This window comes from Mesorhizobium sp. M7A.F.Ca.MR.245.00.0.0, assembly GCF_003997415.1.
GTDB lineage: Bacteria > Pseudomonadota > Alphaproteobacteria > Rhizobiales > Rhizobiaceae > Mesorhizobium.
On sequence record NZ_RZTE01000013.1, the window covers coordinates 43,445 to 57,299 of the forward strand.

The window sequence follows — 13,855 nt, forward strand, 5'->3', positions numbered from 1 at the left end:
GCGCGATCGCCACCACATTTGGTGGGACAAAAACTTTCAAAAGGATTTTCCATATGGCAACCGTGAAGGTCGACAAGAGCAACTTCCAGGCCGACGTGCTTGACGCCAACGTACCGGTCGTCGTCGATTTCTGGGCGGAATGGTGCGGTCCCTGCAAGATGATCGCGCCAGCGCTCGAAGACATTGCCACCGAACTTGGCGCCAAGGTCAAGATCGCCAAGCTCAACATCGACGAGAATCCGGAGCTTGCCGCCCAGTTCGGCGTGCGCTCGATCCCGACGCTGATGATCTTCAAGGGCGGCGAAATGGCCGACATGAAGGTCGGTGCGGCGCCCAAGACCGCGCTGTCGCACTGGATCAACGGCAATCTCGCCTGATCCATCTGAAATTCATATGACCATCAAGCCCGGCCTGGCGCCGGGCTTTTTGCTGGCGTCATCGGTGCGTGGCTCTGGCTCTCGCGTCCGGCCACTCCATGTCATCTGCTTGAGCCAGACAGGAGAAACCCATGACCGGATCCGCCAAGGCCACCGTCTTCATCGACAATGAGCGCGTTATCGTCACCGAGTACCGCTTTGCGCCGGGCGAAAACACCGGCTGGCATCGCCACGGCCACGACTATGTCGTCGTGCCGCTGATGGACGGCAAGGTGAAGCTGTTGACCAAGGACGGCGAGACCTTCGCCGAGATGAAGAAGGGCGCGCCCTATTTCCGCAAAGAGGGCGTCGAACATGACGTCATCAACGCCAATGAAGGCGAATATGCCTTTATCGAGATCGAATTGAAGTGACGGCATGCCATCATGTGCCATCTTGATGGGCGCTGAGAGACTACATCTTCTAGAAAGGGGAGTTTGAAATGGCCGAACCCCAGCTTTCCGTCCGCAGCGCAAAAGCACGAGATATTGCTCATCGACTCGCTCGTCGCGAAAACCGTTCAATAGCTGATATCGTCGAACGCGCACTTGAATCCTATGAGATTCGGGAGGCCGGGCGAGAACCGGCCTCCCTCTTCTATTCCCGCCTGACGGCAAGCATCGGCGTCGACGTCGATCTGGAAGCAATCATACCATTGTGATTTCAGAGACCCTTAGAAAGGCGCTTGATGCGGTGTCATGGCTTGGCTGGTCTCACCAATCAGCGATGCGGTCGTCGCCGGTGAATTGTGCGCTTTTCTGGGTGTACTCGAACAACTCGATTTTCACGTCGTTTGGATCGCGGATCCAGGCCTGAAATGTGTCATCGCAGGCCAGTTTCTTTGAGGTGACGTCGACACCTTTCGACCTGATGTGGGCGATCGCGGCATCAATGTTCTCCACTTCTAGGCAGAAGTGGTTGATCTGGTTCAGGTCGCCATAGCGGGCCTCGTTTTTCCCGAACACCTCGACATGGCTGCCGCCGCCGCAATCGAGGTAGAACCCGAAAATCTTGCCGTCACGCAGGAAATTGAAGCGGGTGTCCATGCCCAGCACGTCGCGATAGAAGCTTCGTGTCGCTTCAAGGTCGTTGGCGAAGATGCAGACGTGAGCGAGCTGCTTGACCTTGATCATGACAGGTTCCTCGCAGAAAAATCCGCCTTCAGGTCGGCGGGGTGCCGTTCTCGGCCAGCACCGCGCCGGTCAGATACAACGAACCGCTGATCAGGATGCGTGGCGCCGGGCCGTCCCAGGTGTCGCGCAGCAGCATCAGCGCGCTGGCGACGGAACTCACCGGCTCGGCGGTCAGCCCGGCTTCCGTCGCGCGGACCGCCAGTTCGTCGTTTGGCACGCCGGCCTCGCTAAGGCTCACCGGCACCGTGTAGACATGCCGGGCGAGGCCCTTGAAGGCACGGAAATAGCCGCTCTGGTCCTTGGTGTTGATCATGCCCGAGATGAGGAACAGCGGACGCGGGTTCTTCTCTTCCTGCTCGGCCAACGCTTCGGCAACCACCACGCCGGCCCCCGGATTGTGGCCACCGTCGAGCCAGATATCGGCGCCCTTGGGTGCCAGTTCGGCCAGCCGGCCCTGCATCAGCTTCTGCATACGCCCTGGCCAGGCGACATTGATCATCGCCTTTTCGGCGGCGCGATGGCTGATCTCGAAACCGGCCGCCTTGACCGCGGCGATCGCCGCCGCCGCATTGGCGAACTGATGGCGTCCGGGCAGCCTGGGCGGTGGCAGGTCCATCAAGCCGTCTTCGTCCTGGTAGACCATGCGGCCGTTTTCCTCGAAGGCAAGGAAGTCCTGGCCGTAGACGAAGGTGGGGCATTCAAGCCGCTCGGCGGTTTCGATCAGCACCTGCAGCGCCGTTTCGCTCTCCTGCGCGCCGATGACCACCGGACAGCCGGGCTTGATAATACCGGCCTTTTCGGCCGCGATCAGTTCGACACGGTCCCCGAGATAGGCCTCGTGGTCGAGCGACACCGGCATGATCACTGACACGGCCGGCTCCTTGACGACATTGGTCGCGTCGAAGCGGCCGCCGAGCCCGACCTCGATGATGGCGGCGTCGGCCTGGTGTTCGGAAAACAAGAGGAAGGTGACGGCGGTGAGAATCTCGAAGACGGTGATCTTCTCGCCTTCATTGGCTCTGGCCGCACGGGCAATAGCATCGGCGAAAACCCTGTCCTCGACCAGCCTGCCGCCGCCATCGGCGGCCAGCCGGTAACGCTCATACCAGTTGACCAGATGCGGCGAGGTGTGAACATGGACGCGGTAGTCCGCTGCCTCGAGCAGGGCGCGCGAAAAGGCGGCGCACGAGCCTTTGCCGTTGGTGCCGGCGATGTGGATGACCGGTGGCAGCCGATCCTGCGGATCGTCAAGCCGCTCCAGCAGCCGCGAAATGCGGTCGAGCGAAAGGTCGAAGCCTTTCGGATGAAGCGCCATCAGGGCTTCGATTTCGCGGTCGGCGGCAAGCGTCGTCATGGCAGAATCCTAGCGCATGAGCCGTGAAAACCAGAATCGGTTTCGGATGGCCATGGCAATCAAAAGCTACAGCGCGCCGAAGCACCCGTGCAATCGCGGTCGCGGCGCTTCGTGTCGCTTCAGGCTTGCGGCCGAGCTTCCGCGGCGACCACCGCCGGGGGCAGGATTTCCGGCTCCAGCGTTTTTTGCTCTTCCGGCAGCTTGAGCAGCATCTTGAGCAGGCGCGCGATCGTTTCACGCATTTCCAGCCTGGATACGACCATGTCGACCATGCCGTGCTCCATCAGATATTCGGAGCGCTGGAAGCCGTCGGGCAGTTTCTCGCGGATCGTCTGTTCGATGACGCGCGGTCCGGCAAAGCCGATCAGCGCGCCGGGCTCGGCGATGTGCACGTCGCCCAGCATGGCATAGGAGGCGGTCACGCCGCCCGTGGTCGGGTTGGTCAAAACGACGATGTAGGGCAGGCCGGCTTCCTTCAGCCGGTCGACACCAACCGTTGTCCGCGGCAATTGCATCAGGGACAAAATACCTTCCTGCATGCGCGCGCCGCCGGAAGCGGCGAACAGGATCAGCGGCCGCTTGCGCTGCAGGGCCACTTCGAAGCCATGCACGATGGCGTCGCCGGCGGCCATTCCGAGCGAGCCGCCCATGAAGGCGAAGTCCTGCACCGTGACCACCACCGGCAGACCCTCGACGGTGCCCAGCGCATTGATGATCGCGTCCTCAAGGCCGGTCTTGGCCTTGGCGTCCTTCAACCGGTCGACATAGCGCTTCTCGTCGCGGAATTTCAGCGGATCCTGCATCACCTTGGGGTTGTCCAGGGTCTCGTATTTGCCGCCATCGAAGAAGAATTTCAGCCGCTCCTTGGCCGAAATCTTCATATGATGGCCGGACGAGGGAATGACGAACTGGTTGGATTCCAGGTCCTTGTGGAACACCATCTCGCCGGTCTCCGGATCCTTGATCCAGAGGTTCTCGGGCATGTCGGTGCGCCGGCCGAGCATCGAATTGATCTTCGGGCGAACGTAATTGGTGATCCAGTTCATCGCTTCGGCTCCTGTCCTGACGAGGATTGGGAAGAGGTAGGAGAACTATTCGGTAGCAGCAAGGCGGGCCGAGCGCACGCCTTGCGCAAGGCCGCTGACCAGCGTGGCGACGGCTTCGGCCGGGTCGGCGGTCTTCTCGCCCTTCGGTCCCAGCACATTGGCCACCGCATTGACGATCGCGGTGCCGACGACGACGCCGTCGGCATTGGCGCCGATCACCCGGGCCTGCTCGGCGGTCTTGACGCCGAAGCCGACGCAGACCGGCAGGTCGGTGTGGCCCTTGATGCGCTTGACCGCCGCCGCCACCTTGCCGGTGTCGGCCAGCGCCGAGCCGGTGATGCCGGTCATCGACACATAGTAGACGAAGCCCGACGTGTTCTGCAGCACTTTCGGCAGGCGCTTGTCGTCGGTCGTCGGTGTCGCCAGTCGGATGAAATTGATGCCGGCCTTGAGCGCCGGAATGCACAGTTCCTCGTCCATCTCGGGCGGCAGGTCGACGACGATCAGCCCGTCAATGCCGCTGGCGATCGCGTCCTTGAGGAAGCGGTCGACGCCATAGATGTAGATCGGATTGTAGTAGCCCATCAGCACGATCGGCGTTTCATTGTCACTGGTCCGGAAGTCGGCCGCCATCTTCAGCGTCTTGACCAGCGTCTGGCCGCCCTTCAGCGCCCGCAGGCCCGCCGCCTGGATCGCCGGGCCGTCGGCCATCGGATCGGAGAACGGCATGCCGAGCTCGATGATGTCGGAGCCTGCGCCGGGCAGTGCCTTCATGATCGACAGGGAGGTGTCGTAGTCAGGGTCGCCGCCCATGAAATAGGTGACGAGCGCCGGGCGGCCTTCGGCTTTCAGTTTTGCCATGCGGCGGTCGATGCGGGTCACCATGTCTGGCCCTTTGGACGAATTTTGCTCATAATCAACTCCCAAATCGAAACTGTCCAAAGGGGCCTAGATCTCCATACCCAGCATCGAGGCCACCGTATGCACGTCCTTGTCGCCACGGCCGGACAGGTTGACGATGACGATCTGGTCCTTGTCCATGGCAGGCACGATCTTCACCGCATGCGCAATGGCATGCGCGGATTCCAGCGCCGGGATGATGCCTTCGACGCGCGTCGTCAGCTTGAAGGCCTCCAGTGCCTCGTCGTCGAGGATCGGCACGTATTCGACGCGGCCTGAATCGCGCAGCCAGGAATGCTCGGGGCCGACGCCGGGATAATCGAGACCGGCCGAGATAGAATGGCCGTCCATGATCTGTCCGTCGGCGTTCTGCAGGAGATAGGTGCGGTTGCCATGCAGCACGCCCGGCGCGCCGGCATTCATCGAGGCGCAATGCTCGATGCCGTCAAGGCCGCGTCCGCCGGCCTCGATGCCGATGATGCGAACCTCTTTGTCGTCGAGGAAGGGATGGAACAGGCCGATGGCGTTCGAACCACCGCCGACGGCGGCGATGATGGTGTCCGGCAGTCGGCCTTCCTGCTCGAGGATCTGCGCCCGCGCTTCGGTGCCGATTACCGACTGGAAGTCGCGCACCAGCTCCGGATAGGGATGCGGGCCGGCGGCGGTGCCGATCAGGTAGTAGGTGTCCTCGACATTGGTCACCCAGTCGCGCAACGCCTCGTTCATGGCGTCCTTCAGCGTGCCGTGACCAGCGGTCACCGGCCGCACTTCGGCGCCCAGCAGCTTCATGCGGAAGACGTTGGGGCTTTGCCGGGCGACGTCGGTGGCGCCCATATAGACGACGCAGGGAAAGCCGAAGCGGGCCGCGACCGTGGCCGATGCCACGCCATGCTGGCCGGCGCCGGTCTCGGCGATGATGCGCTTCTTGCCCATGCGCTTGGCCAGCAGGATCTGGCCGAGGCAGTTGTTGATCTTGTGCGAACCGGTGTGGTTCAAATCCTCGCGCTTGAAATAGACCTTTGCGCCGCCGAGATGCTTCGTGAGGCCTCCGGCGAAATAGAGCTTCGAGGGTCGCCCGGCATAATGGGTCGACAGGTCCGTCAATTCAGCCCTGAAATCCGGATCGTTCTTGACCTCGTTCCAATGCCGTTCCAGATCGAGGATCAACGGCATCAGCGTTTCGGCAACGAAACGACCGCCGAAAATGCCGAACATGCCTTGTTCGTCGGGTCCGGTGCGGAAGGAATTGGGTGTCGCCGGCTTGTTCATCGCCGATCTCCTGGCATCTTGACTTAGGAAGCATGTCCTTGTCGGAAAACCGGTTCCCACTTTTCCGGGACATGCTCTGGTTTAAGGCACTACTAGGCTGCGCGGGTGTTCCGCGCGGTCCTGACGGCCCGGAAAAACTGTTCGATCAGCGCCGGATCCTTGACGCCCGGTGCGCTTTCCACGCCTGAGGAAATGTCTATTCCGGGCGGGTCGGCAAGCCGAAGGGCATCGCCGATATTGGCGGCGTTGAGCCCACCGGAAAGCATGTAATCGACGCCGCCGTCAAGGCCGACAAGAATGCGCCAGTCGAAGGCAACACCATTGCCGCCCGGCAGTTCTGAGCCTTTCGGCGGCTTGGCGTCGAACAGGAACCGGTCTGATATGCCAATGAATGGCTTTATCCGTTCGAGATCGGCAGCCTCGCTGAGCGGCAGCGCCTTCATCACCGGCAAACCATAACGGGCTTTGACCTCGGCCACGCGCTCGGGCGTTTCCGCGCCATGCAGTTGCAGCATGTCGGGCTGCATTTGGGCAACGATTTCATCCAGGAAAGTGTCGCTGGCATCGACGGTGACGGCAACCGCCGTCGCTTTGCCGCGCGCCGCCTCGCGCAGACGGCCAGCCTCGGCGGGTTCGACATAGCGTGGGCTTTTGGCGAAGAAGATAAACCCGACATGGCTGGCGCCGCCGGCCAGCGCCGCGGCCATTGCCGCGTCGGTCTTCAAGCCGCAGATCTTGATGTCGAGTGCCATGGCGCGGGAATTGGCATGAAAAGCGATAAGAGTCGAGAAAAAGCATGCTGTTTGCCGACACGGCCAAAGGCGCTACCTATGAATGGACAGGACGCAAGGCGGGAGCATGATCATGACAGACAGAACCGTAGCCGAACTCAGGCAGAAGATCGCGCAGGCGCGCGAGGTCATCGCGCACCTGATCGACAAGGCCGCCTTCAACGGCGCCGAGGCGCACCGGGCGCTCGACTATTTCGGCGGCGATGAATTCGACGGCAATTTCCTGCCGTGGCCGCATCATGGCGATGAGGGGCTACGGCCTGAGGACTTGAACGCCGCCAACGACGACTGAGCGATCTACTCGAACATGATCGCCTGCAGCGCACCGCCATTGCGCTTCAGCCAGTCCTTGCAGCGATCGGTGTCGGGGCAGAGCTTTTCGCACAATTTCCAGAATTTCGGACCGTGGTTCATCTCCTTGAGATGCGCCACTTCATGCGCGACGAGGTAGTTGATGACCGGCGACGGCGCCATCATGATGCGCCAGGAAAAGGACAGATTGCCTTCGGAGGTGCATGACCCCCAGCGGCTTGATGTGTCCTTGAAGCGGATAGCCTTGGCGCGCTTGCCGAGCGCCTCGGTGTGTTTGGCCACCAGCTTCTCGATTTCCTTCTTGGCCTCGCGCTTGAGGAAATCGGCGAGGCGACGCGGCAGATGTATGCGGTCGCCATGCACGATCAAGAGCGGGCCACGTTCGTCGCGCGACACGGTGACGGTGCCGCGCTTTGATGGTTCATGGACGATGCGGTGCGGCACGCCGCGCACCGGGATCCTGATGCCGGGCCGCACCTGCGGCCGCGTCGGCACCTTGGCCAGTCGCTGCTCCAGCCAGTCCTGGTGCCGCTCAAGGAACCTGTCCACTTCGCCGCGGCGCAGGCCTGGAGGCACGGTGATGCGTAGACCCTGGCCGCCTGAATCGATGCGCAGCGTCATTCGGCGCGCCCTGGCGCTCTCGACGATCTTGAGCGGCAGCGTGCGGCCGGCGACGCAATATTCGCGCTCCACGACAGGCGTGGGCTTGGGCTTTGTCAGATTGCGAAAGAAGCCGAGAGTCATGGCGGGACGATACGCGATTCGAGAAAAACGACTAGAACAAAAAAGAAACGGCGCCGCTCGCGCGACGCCGTTTTTCACGATGTGGCCAGTCGCTTGGCCTCAGTCGTCAAGCAGGTTCGAGCCCTTGCCACGCTTGGTGGTCGTCGTTCCGGTGCTTGGATCGGTCTTCGTCGGAGCCGTCGACTTGTTGCGGTTGGCCATGAACCGGTCGAACTCGTCCTGGTCCTTGGCGCGGCGCAATTCGCGGGCATACTCGTCGAACTGGGTCAGCATCTCGTCGAGCTTGCGGCGCTCTTCGTTCAGCCGCTCAAGTTCCTTTTCGCGCCAGTCGTCGAAAGCGACGTTGCCGGTGCGGGCGGAGCCATTGCCCCAGCGCGCGGCCTTGTCGGAACCGCGGCGGCAGCCGGCGAAGATGCCGTCGGTCGCGCGGTTGACGTCACGCTTGAAGCCATCGAGGCGGTCGCCCCAGATGATGTAGGCGAGCATGGCGAAGCCGAGTGGCCAGAACACCATGAAACCTACAACCATCAACGCGATGGTTGCCGGCGTCCAGGCCGGACGGATCAATGCGGATGCGTTCATTTTCTCCCATTCCTTCGGTTGGAGACAGCCAAATCCGGGCTGCGTGGAATCGAAATGGGAAGAGAAAAACGGCGATTCAAGACAATGTCCGCCAAATCCGGACAAGCATCTGAAATGATTATCGCTTTTTGATCATATCGAGGAAAAGCACGACCAGCCCGGCAATCAGGCCCCAGAATGCGGCGCCAACGCCGAACAGCGTCAGACCCGACGCGGTGACGACAAAGGTGACGGTGGCGGCCATGCGATCCGCCTCTTCCTTCAGCGCGATAGACAGCGCGTTGGCGAGCGACGCCATCAGCGCCAGGCCTGCCACCAGCACGATCAGGCTCTGCGGCAGCACCGCAAAGATCGCCACCAGCGAAGCGCCGAAAATCGCAAAGATAAGATAGGCGAGCGCATAGAACGGCCCGGTCTTCCAGCGCTCGGCGGGATCGGGGTGGACGTCCGGTCCGGTGCAGATCGCCGCCGAGATCGCCGCCAGATTGGTCGTCGAGCCGCCGAACGGCGCCGACAGCAGCGAAAACAGGCCCGTGACGCCGATCAGCGGGCCGGGCTCCGGGTGATAGCCGGCGGCGCGCAGCACGGCGAGGCCGGACAGGTTTTGCGACGCCATGGTGACGAGGTAGAGCGGCAGTGCCAGGCCGATCACCGCCTTGGTGGTGAAGTCAGGCGCAATCAGCGTAAGCGTCGACAGTTCCGGTGTCGGCAGGCCACCGACACGGCCGGTGAGGAAAGCGGCGAGACCACCACCGATCAGCACCGCCAGCACCGACAGCGCCGGGTTGAACAGCCTGATAACGAAGAAGGCGGCGATCAGCGGCAGGATCAGCCATGGGTCGATCGGAATGGTCTTCACCGCATTGAGCGCGAAGGTGACGACGATACCAGCCAACATGCCCGAGGCGACCGAGGGCGGTATCCTCGAGATCAGCTTGGTCAGGGGCCGAAACAGCCCTGTGGCGACCAGAAGGACGCCGGTGACGATGAAGGCGGCGACGGCCTCGCTCATCGAAAAGCCGCTCGATGCCGCGATCAGCGCCAGGCCCGGCGTCGACCATGCGGTGATGACAGGCATCTTCGTGCGCCATGACAGCCACAGGCTCTCGATCGCCATGGCCAGGCAGATCGTCGTCACCCAGCTTGCCGTCTCTATCTGCGTCGCACCGACTGCGGTGGCGGCTGCGATGACGATGGCCAGCGTGCCGCCGAAGCCGACGATCGCCGCGACGAAGGCGGATATCGGGATGGAAAGGCGCATCAGTTTCCTCTCTGCGCCATCGCATCGACGGCCCGCACCAGCATGTCGAGATCCTGCGGTCGCGACAGGCGATGGTCGCCGTCGGGGATCAGTGACAGTGTCACGTCGTCCGCGGGCAGCAGGCTGACCAGCTTCAGTGCGTGGCTTGCAGGCACGTCCGCATCGGCCAGGCCCTGCAGGATGTGCACAGGGCAATGGGTGTCGATCGGGCCTGTCATAACCCGGTTGTCGCGCCCGTCCTCGATCAGCGCGCGGGTGTAGATGTAGGGTTCTGTGGAATAGTCCGACGGCTCTTCGAAGAAACCTTTTTTGGCGAGATCGCGCTTCTGCGCCTTGGTCAGCACCGGTTCGACCAGTTCGGCGGTGAAATCCGGGGCCGGCGCCAGCAGCACCAGGCCAGCGACGTTGCTGTCATCAGCCTTGCGCAATTCCTGCACCATGCGTAGCGCGATCCAGGCGCCCATCGAGGAGCCGACCAGGATCTGCCTGCCCCGGGTGAAATGCCGGAACACGGCAAGGCTTTGTGCAAGCCATGTCGAAATCGTGCCATCGGCAAAGGCGCCGCCGGATTCGCCATGGCCGGAATAATCATGGCGTAGGAAGGCGCGGCCTTCTTTTGCCGCCCAGTCCGACAGCGTCTGCGCCTTCGTGCCCAGCATGTCGGACTTGTAACCGCCGAGCCAGACGATGCCCGGCCTATCACCTGACGTATGGCGCACCGCGATGCGCGATCCGTCGACATCCAGAAAGGTTGGGGGCGTGGCGTTCATGGCTTTTTCCTCAAGCCGGTCTTGTGACACGGCCGGTGGCGTGGCGAAAAGTGCTCACTATGTTCTTTGTTTGGTGCAGAGCAGCGATCAGGGTGATTTTCTGTCAATGCTGTGCTATTGACTCCGCCCGCGCGCTCACCACATTGGCGCGTCCATGCATCAACACTGACAGACCCTGAACGAAACGGCCAAGGAGACCACGACCATTCGCAGACCTTTCAAAGCAGCGGCGCCGACCAAGGATGGCCCGCGCTCCAACCGTGACATCCGGGTTCCCCGGGTCCAGCTTATCGACGCCGAAGGCCAGAACCGCGGCGATGTTTCCATCAACGACGCATTGCTGCTCGCCGAAGAGGCTGGGCTCGATCTCGTCGAGATATCGCCCAATGCGGTGCCCCCCGTCGTCAAGATACTCGATCTCGGCAAACTGAAATACGCCAACCAGAAGAAGGCGGCCGAGGCGCGCAAGAACCAGAAGGTCATCGAGATCAAGGAGATCAAGATGCGCCCGAACATCGACAGCCATGACTACGAGACCAAGATGAAGGCGGTTCGCCGCTTCTTCGAGGAAGGCGACAAGGTCAAGCTGACGCTGCGCTTCCGTGGCCGCGAGATGGCGCATATGGAACTCGGCATGCAGCTTCTGAACAAGGTCCGCGAGGAAGTGGCGACGATCGCCAAGGTCGAGGCGGAACCGAAGCTCGAAGGCCGCCAGATGATGATGGTGCTGTCGCCGCGCTAGAGCGATCCCCGTCAAAAGCAAAGGCCGCTTCGGCGGCCTTTTGTTTGTTTTGTCTTCGCCATGATTTCTCCGCAAGTTGCATCGACAAGGATTCTGGTTGCCGGTCCTCGCGGCGAAAGGATTCTCCTATGACCGCTGCGGCACGTTCTACAAGTGAAATGGGTCGCTATCAGCGGCGCCGGCGGGTCCTGCTGGCGCTGCTAATCGGTGCTTTTTGCGCTTTGCTGATCTTCGGCGGCTCCCCGCACGATGAACTAACCCACGAACGCATAGAGGCGCACGGGATCGCCCTGATACTGATCGGGATCGGCGGCCGGCTCTGGTCGATCCTCTATATCGGCGGCCGCAAGTCGGCCGAAGTGGTTACAACCGGCCCGTATTCGGTGATGCGCAACCCGCTGTATTTTTTCTCCACCATAGCTGCCGTCGGCATCGGCACCCAGACCGGCAGCGCGATCGTAGCGGTAGCGTCGGCGGTTTTGTGCGCGGCCGCGTTCCACATCGTCACGCTGCGCGAGGAACGGCATTTGACGACCGTGCTCGGGGCGCCGTACAAGGACTACGTCGCACGGGTGCCGCGGTTTTTTCCCAATCCCCGGCTTTATCGCGATCAGGCCGAGGTCACCTTCACACCGCGCATCTTCAATCACACGCTGCGCGACGGCTTGATGTTTCTGGTTTCCATACCGTTTTTCGAACTCATCGAGTCCGGACAGGAAAGCGGTGTGATTCCCGTCCTCTTCTGGCTGTATTGAGCGGCGATAGGCAGTCAAAAGAGGCGACATGCATTAAATCCGCCTGAATTATCCTGCAAGTCATCCCAACGATCGGCGGGGGCCTGTTTCCTTGGCCAGAAGCTGCGATCGCCGGCAAGTTTTTCGACGATCGGATTCCGCCATGGTCAATGAAATCAAGTCTGCGCCCGTCGAGGCACACGGGCTGGGCAACTACCAGCATATGCGCCGGATAGTGCTTGCCGTTCTCGTGGTCGTGCTGTTCGCAGCATTGCTATTTGGTCAATCGACGTTTCCGCCCGACACACCGGTGCACGAATCGATCGAAATGTTCGGCGTGCTGCTGATTTTCCTCGGCATCGTGGGCCGTCTTTGGGCGACCCTCTACATAGGCGGGCGCAAATCATCCGAGGTGGTGACCGGCGGGCCTTACTCGATCACCCGCAACCCACTGTATGTGTTCTCGACCGTGGCCGCGGCCGGCGTCGGCGCCCAGATCGGCTCGTTCTCCGGCATCATTCTCTTCGGGCTTTTGTGCGCGGGGGCCTTCCACATCGTCATCCTGCGCGAGGAGAAGTTCCTCAAGGAAGCGCTCGGCGCGCCGTACCAGGCGTATCTGGCGAGGGTGCCGCGCTTCTTCCCGAAACTGTCGCTCTACCAGGAGGGCGATACGGGCAGCTTCAAGCCTCGGCTGCTGCTGACCACGCTGCTCGACGGCCTGGTGTTTCTCATCGCCCTGCCGGCCTTCGAACTGATAGATGGAGCCCAGCTGTCAGGCATGTTGCCGGTCTGGTTCACGCTGCCCTGACCAAGGACACAGCGCCGCATCTCCACAGGTGTTGCGCGCGGGCCGTCTTTAACGTATAGGACCGCCGTTCAAGAAAACCGCCCGGCAGGGCATGCCGTGGCGGTTTCATTTGCTTTTCGGGCTTTGGTCGGCCCGAAGCGAACAAGAAGCGCGATAGTGCGCCAACAATACGGAGTAGCAAAATGCCCAAGATGAAGACCAAATCGGCCGCCAAGAAGCGGTTCAAGATCACAGGTACGGGTAAAGTCCTGTCGGCTGCTGCCGGCAAGCGTCACGGCATGATCAAGCGTTCCAACAAGTTCATTCGAAATGCCCGCGGCACGATGGTTCTGGCTGAACCGGATGGCAAGAAGGTCATCAAGAATTTTCTGCCGAACGGCCTCTAAGGCATTCGGTCCGGACACGCATTTGTTTTACGCAATTCCGAACGGAAAACCGCAAGGCACTTTTCCTGGAATTGCTTTTAAGGAGATCATGACATGGCACGCGTAAAAAGAGGCGTCACCTCGCACGCCAAGCACAAGAAGGTCCTGAAAGCCGCCAAGGGCTTCTACGGCCGCCGCAAGAACACCATCCGCATCGCCAAGCAGGCGGTGGAAAAGTCGCTGCAGTACGCTTACCGCGACCGCAAGAACCGCAAGCGCTCGTTCCGCGCGCTGTGGATCCAGCGCATCAACGCCGCGACGCACGAGCATGGCCTGACCTATGGCCGTTTCATCGACGGCCTCAACAAGTCGGGCATCGAGATCGATCGCAAGATCCTGTCGGACATGGCCATCCATGAGCCGCAGGCTTTCGCAGCCCTGGTCGCCAAGGCCAAGGTGGCGCTCGAATATCTGAAGAACACCACGCCGAACGCTTTTGAAAGCGCTGTCGCCTAAGACCAGCGCTTCCCAAGCATTCGCAATTCTGATTTGGGGAACCCGCGCTGGCACGGCTGGCGCGGGTTTTTCTTTTGCCTGAACTTCAACTTAAAAGTGACTTTCACTTAGA

At 61.6% G+C, this 13,855-nt stretch carries 19 protein-coding genes; 9 read left to right on the top strand and 10 right to left on the bottom strand.

The window, feature by feature from the left end; genetic code table 11:
• Window positions 1-53 precede the first annotated feature (53 nt).
• From trxA to EOB80_RS15710, 3 genes are all read left to right on the top strand, one after another.
• Entirely contained in the window at window positions 54-377 is a 324-nt protein-coding gene (trxA, locus tag EOB80_RS15700; RefSeq protein ID WP_013528326.1) for a thioredoxin, read from the top strand.
• 131 nt (window positions 378-508) lie between these two features.
• Window positions 509-790, top strand: a complete 282-nt coding sequence (locus EOB80_RS15705; RefSeq protein ID WP_127323193.1) for a cupin domain-containing protein — start codon at window positions 509-511, stop codon at window positions 788-790.
• 68 nt (window positions 791-858) lie between these two features.
• On the top strand, window positions 859-1,077 hold the full coding sequence (locus EOB80_RS15710) for a plasmid stabilization protein (RefSeq protein ID WP_127328534.1): 219 nt from the start codon (window positions 859-861) through the stop codon (window positions 1,075-1,077).
• 52 nt (window positions 1,078-1,129) lie between these two features.
• Here the strand turns inward: EOB80_RS15710 and EOB80_RS15715 are convergent, their stop codons facing one another.
• From EOB80_RS15715 to EOB80_RS15740, 6 genes are all read right to left on the bottom strand, one after another.
• Window positions 1,130-1,549 (bottom strand): VOC family protein, encoded by a 420-nt coding sequence (locus EOB80_RS15715; protein WP_127328535.1) that lies wholly within the window; start codon window positions 1,547-1,549, stop codon window positions 1,130-1,132.
• Window positions 1,550-1,577: 28 nt separating this feature from the next.
• Window positions 1,578-2,903, bottom strand: coding sequence for a folylpolyglutamate synthase/dihydrofolate synthase family protein (locus tag EOB80_RS15720; protein WP_127301845.1), 1,326 nt, complete (start codon window positions 2,901-2,903; stop codon window positions 1,578-1,580).
• A 119-nt stretch (window positions 2,904-3,022) separates the two neighbouring features.
• Complete coding sequence (gene accD, locus EOB80_RS15725; protein WP_013528321.1) at window positions 3,023-3,949, bottom strand: acetyl-CoA carboxylase, carboxyltransferase subunit beta; 927 nt, start codon at window positions 3,947-3,949, stop codon at window positions 3,023-3,025.
• Window positions 3,950-3,994: 45 nt separating this feature from the next.
• Window positions 3,995-4,834: a tryptophan synthase subunit alpha gene (gene trpA / locus EOB80_RS15730; protein ID WP_127328536.1), complete on the bottom strand. Its 840-nt coding sequence runs from the start codon at window positions 4,832-4,834 to the stop codon at window positions 3,995-3,997.
• Window positions 4,835-4,897: 63 nt separating this feature from the next.
• Window positions 4,898-6,118, bottom strand: a complete 1,221-nt coding sequence (gene trpB, locus EOB80_RS15735) for a tryptophan synthase subunit beta (RefSeq protein ID WP_127328537.1) — start codon at window positions 6,116-6,118, stop codon at window positions 4,898-4,900.
• Window positions 6,119-6,210: 92 nt separating this feature from the next.
• Window positions 6,211-6,870 carry a phosphoribosylanthranilate isomerase gene (locus EOB80_RS15740; protein ID WP_127328538.1) on the bottom strand — a complete coding sequence of 220 codons (660 nt, stop codon included), beginning with the start codon at window positions 6,868-6,870 and terminating at the stop codon, window positions 6,211-6,213.
• Between the two features lie 112 nt (window positions 6,871-6,982).
• Here EOB80_RS15740 and EOB80_RS15745 point away from each other — a divergent pair, with 112 nt between their 5' ends.
• Window positions 6,983-7,201, top strand: a complete 219-nt coding sequence (locus tag EOB80_RS15745) for a hypothetical protein (protein ID WP_027039950.1) — start codon at window positions 6,983-6,985, stop codon at window positions 7,199-7,201.
• Window positions 7,202-7,206: 5 nt separating this feature from the next.
• Here the strand turns inward: EOB80_RS15745 and EOB80_RS15750 are convergent, their stop codons facing one another.
• The 4 genes from EOB80_RS15750 to EOB80_RS15765 form a co-directional block, all read right to left on the bottom strand.
• Window positions 7,207-7,965 (bottom strand): M48 family metallopeptidase, encoded by a 759-nt coding sequence (locus EOB80_RS15750; RefSeq protein WP_013528316.1) that lies wholly within the window; start codon window positions 7,963-7,965, stop codon window positions 7,207-7,209.
• 99 nt (window positions 7,966-8,064) lie between these two features.
• Window positions 8,065-8,547: a DUF2852 domain-containing protein gene (locus EOB80_RS15755; protein ID WP_127266800.1), complete on the bottom strand. Its 483-nt coding sequence runs from the start codon at window positions 8,545-8,547 to the stop codon at window positions 8,065-8,067.
• Between the two features lie 118 nt (window positions 8,548-8,665).
• Window positions 8,666-9,808 carry a benzoate/H(+) symporter BenE family transporter gene (locus EOB80_RS15760; RefSeq protein WP_127328539.1) on the bottom strand — a complete coding sequence of 381 codons (1,143 nt, stop codon included), beginning with the start codon at window positions 9,806-9,808 and terminating at the stop codon, window positions 8,666-8,668.
• Window positions 9,808-10,578 (bottom strand): alpha/beta hydrolase, encoded by a 771-nt coding sequence (locus EOB80_RS15765; RefSeq protein ID WP_127328540.1) that lies wholly within the window; start codon window positions 10,576-10,578, stop codon window positions 9,808-9,810. The genes EOB80_RS15760 and EOB80_RS15765 overlap by 1 nt, the downstream gene beginning before the upstream one ends.
• 205 nt (window positions 10,579-10,783) lie before the next feature.
• Between EOB80_RS15765 and infC the strand changes: the two genes are divergently transcribed.
• The 5 genes from infC to rplT all read left to right on the top strand — a co-directional run bounded on the left by infC (window position 10,784) and on the right by rplT (window position 13,743).
• Entirely contained in the window at window positions 10,784-11,320 is a 537-nt protein-coding gene (gene infC, locus EOB80_RS15770) for a translation initiation factor IF-3 (protein WP_013528312.1), read from the top strand.
• A gap of 128 nt (window positions 11,321-11,448) precedes the next feature.
• Entirely contained in the window at window positions 11,449-12,075 is a 627-nt protein-coding gene (locus tag EOB80_RS15775) for an isoprenylcysteine carboxylmethyltransferase family protein (protein ID WP_127319107.1), read from the top strand.
• A gap of 142 nt (window positions 12,076-12,217) precedes the next feature.
• Window positions 12,218-12,862: an isoprenylcysteine carboxylmethyltransferase family protein gene (locus EOB80_RS15780; RefSeq protein ID WP_027039944.1), complete on the top strand. Its 645-nt coding sequence runs from the start codon at window positions 12,218-12,220 to the stop codon at window positions 12,860-12,862.
• A 182-nt stretch (window positions 12,863-13,044) separates the two neighbouring features.
• Window positions 13,045-13,248: a 50S ribosomal protein L35 gene (rpmI, locus tag EOB80_RS15785; RefSeq protein WP_006201248.1), complete on the top strand. Its 204-nt coding sequence runs from the start codon at window positions 13,045-13,047 to the stop codon at window positions 13,246-13,248.
• 93 nt (window positions 13,249-13,341) lie between these two features.
• The gene (gene rplT, locus EOB80_RS15790; protein WP_013528310.1) at window positions 13,342-13,743 is read left to right on the top strand and encodes a 50S ribosomal protein L20; all 402 of its coding nucleotides are present in this window, start codon (window positions 13,342-13,344) and stop codon (window positions 13,741-13,743) included.
• The last annotated feature ends 112 nt before the right edge of the window (window positions 13,744-13,855 follow it).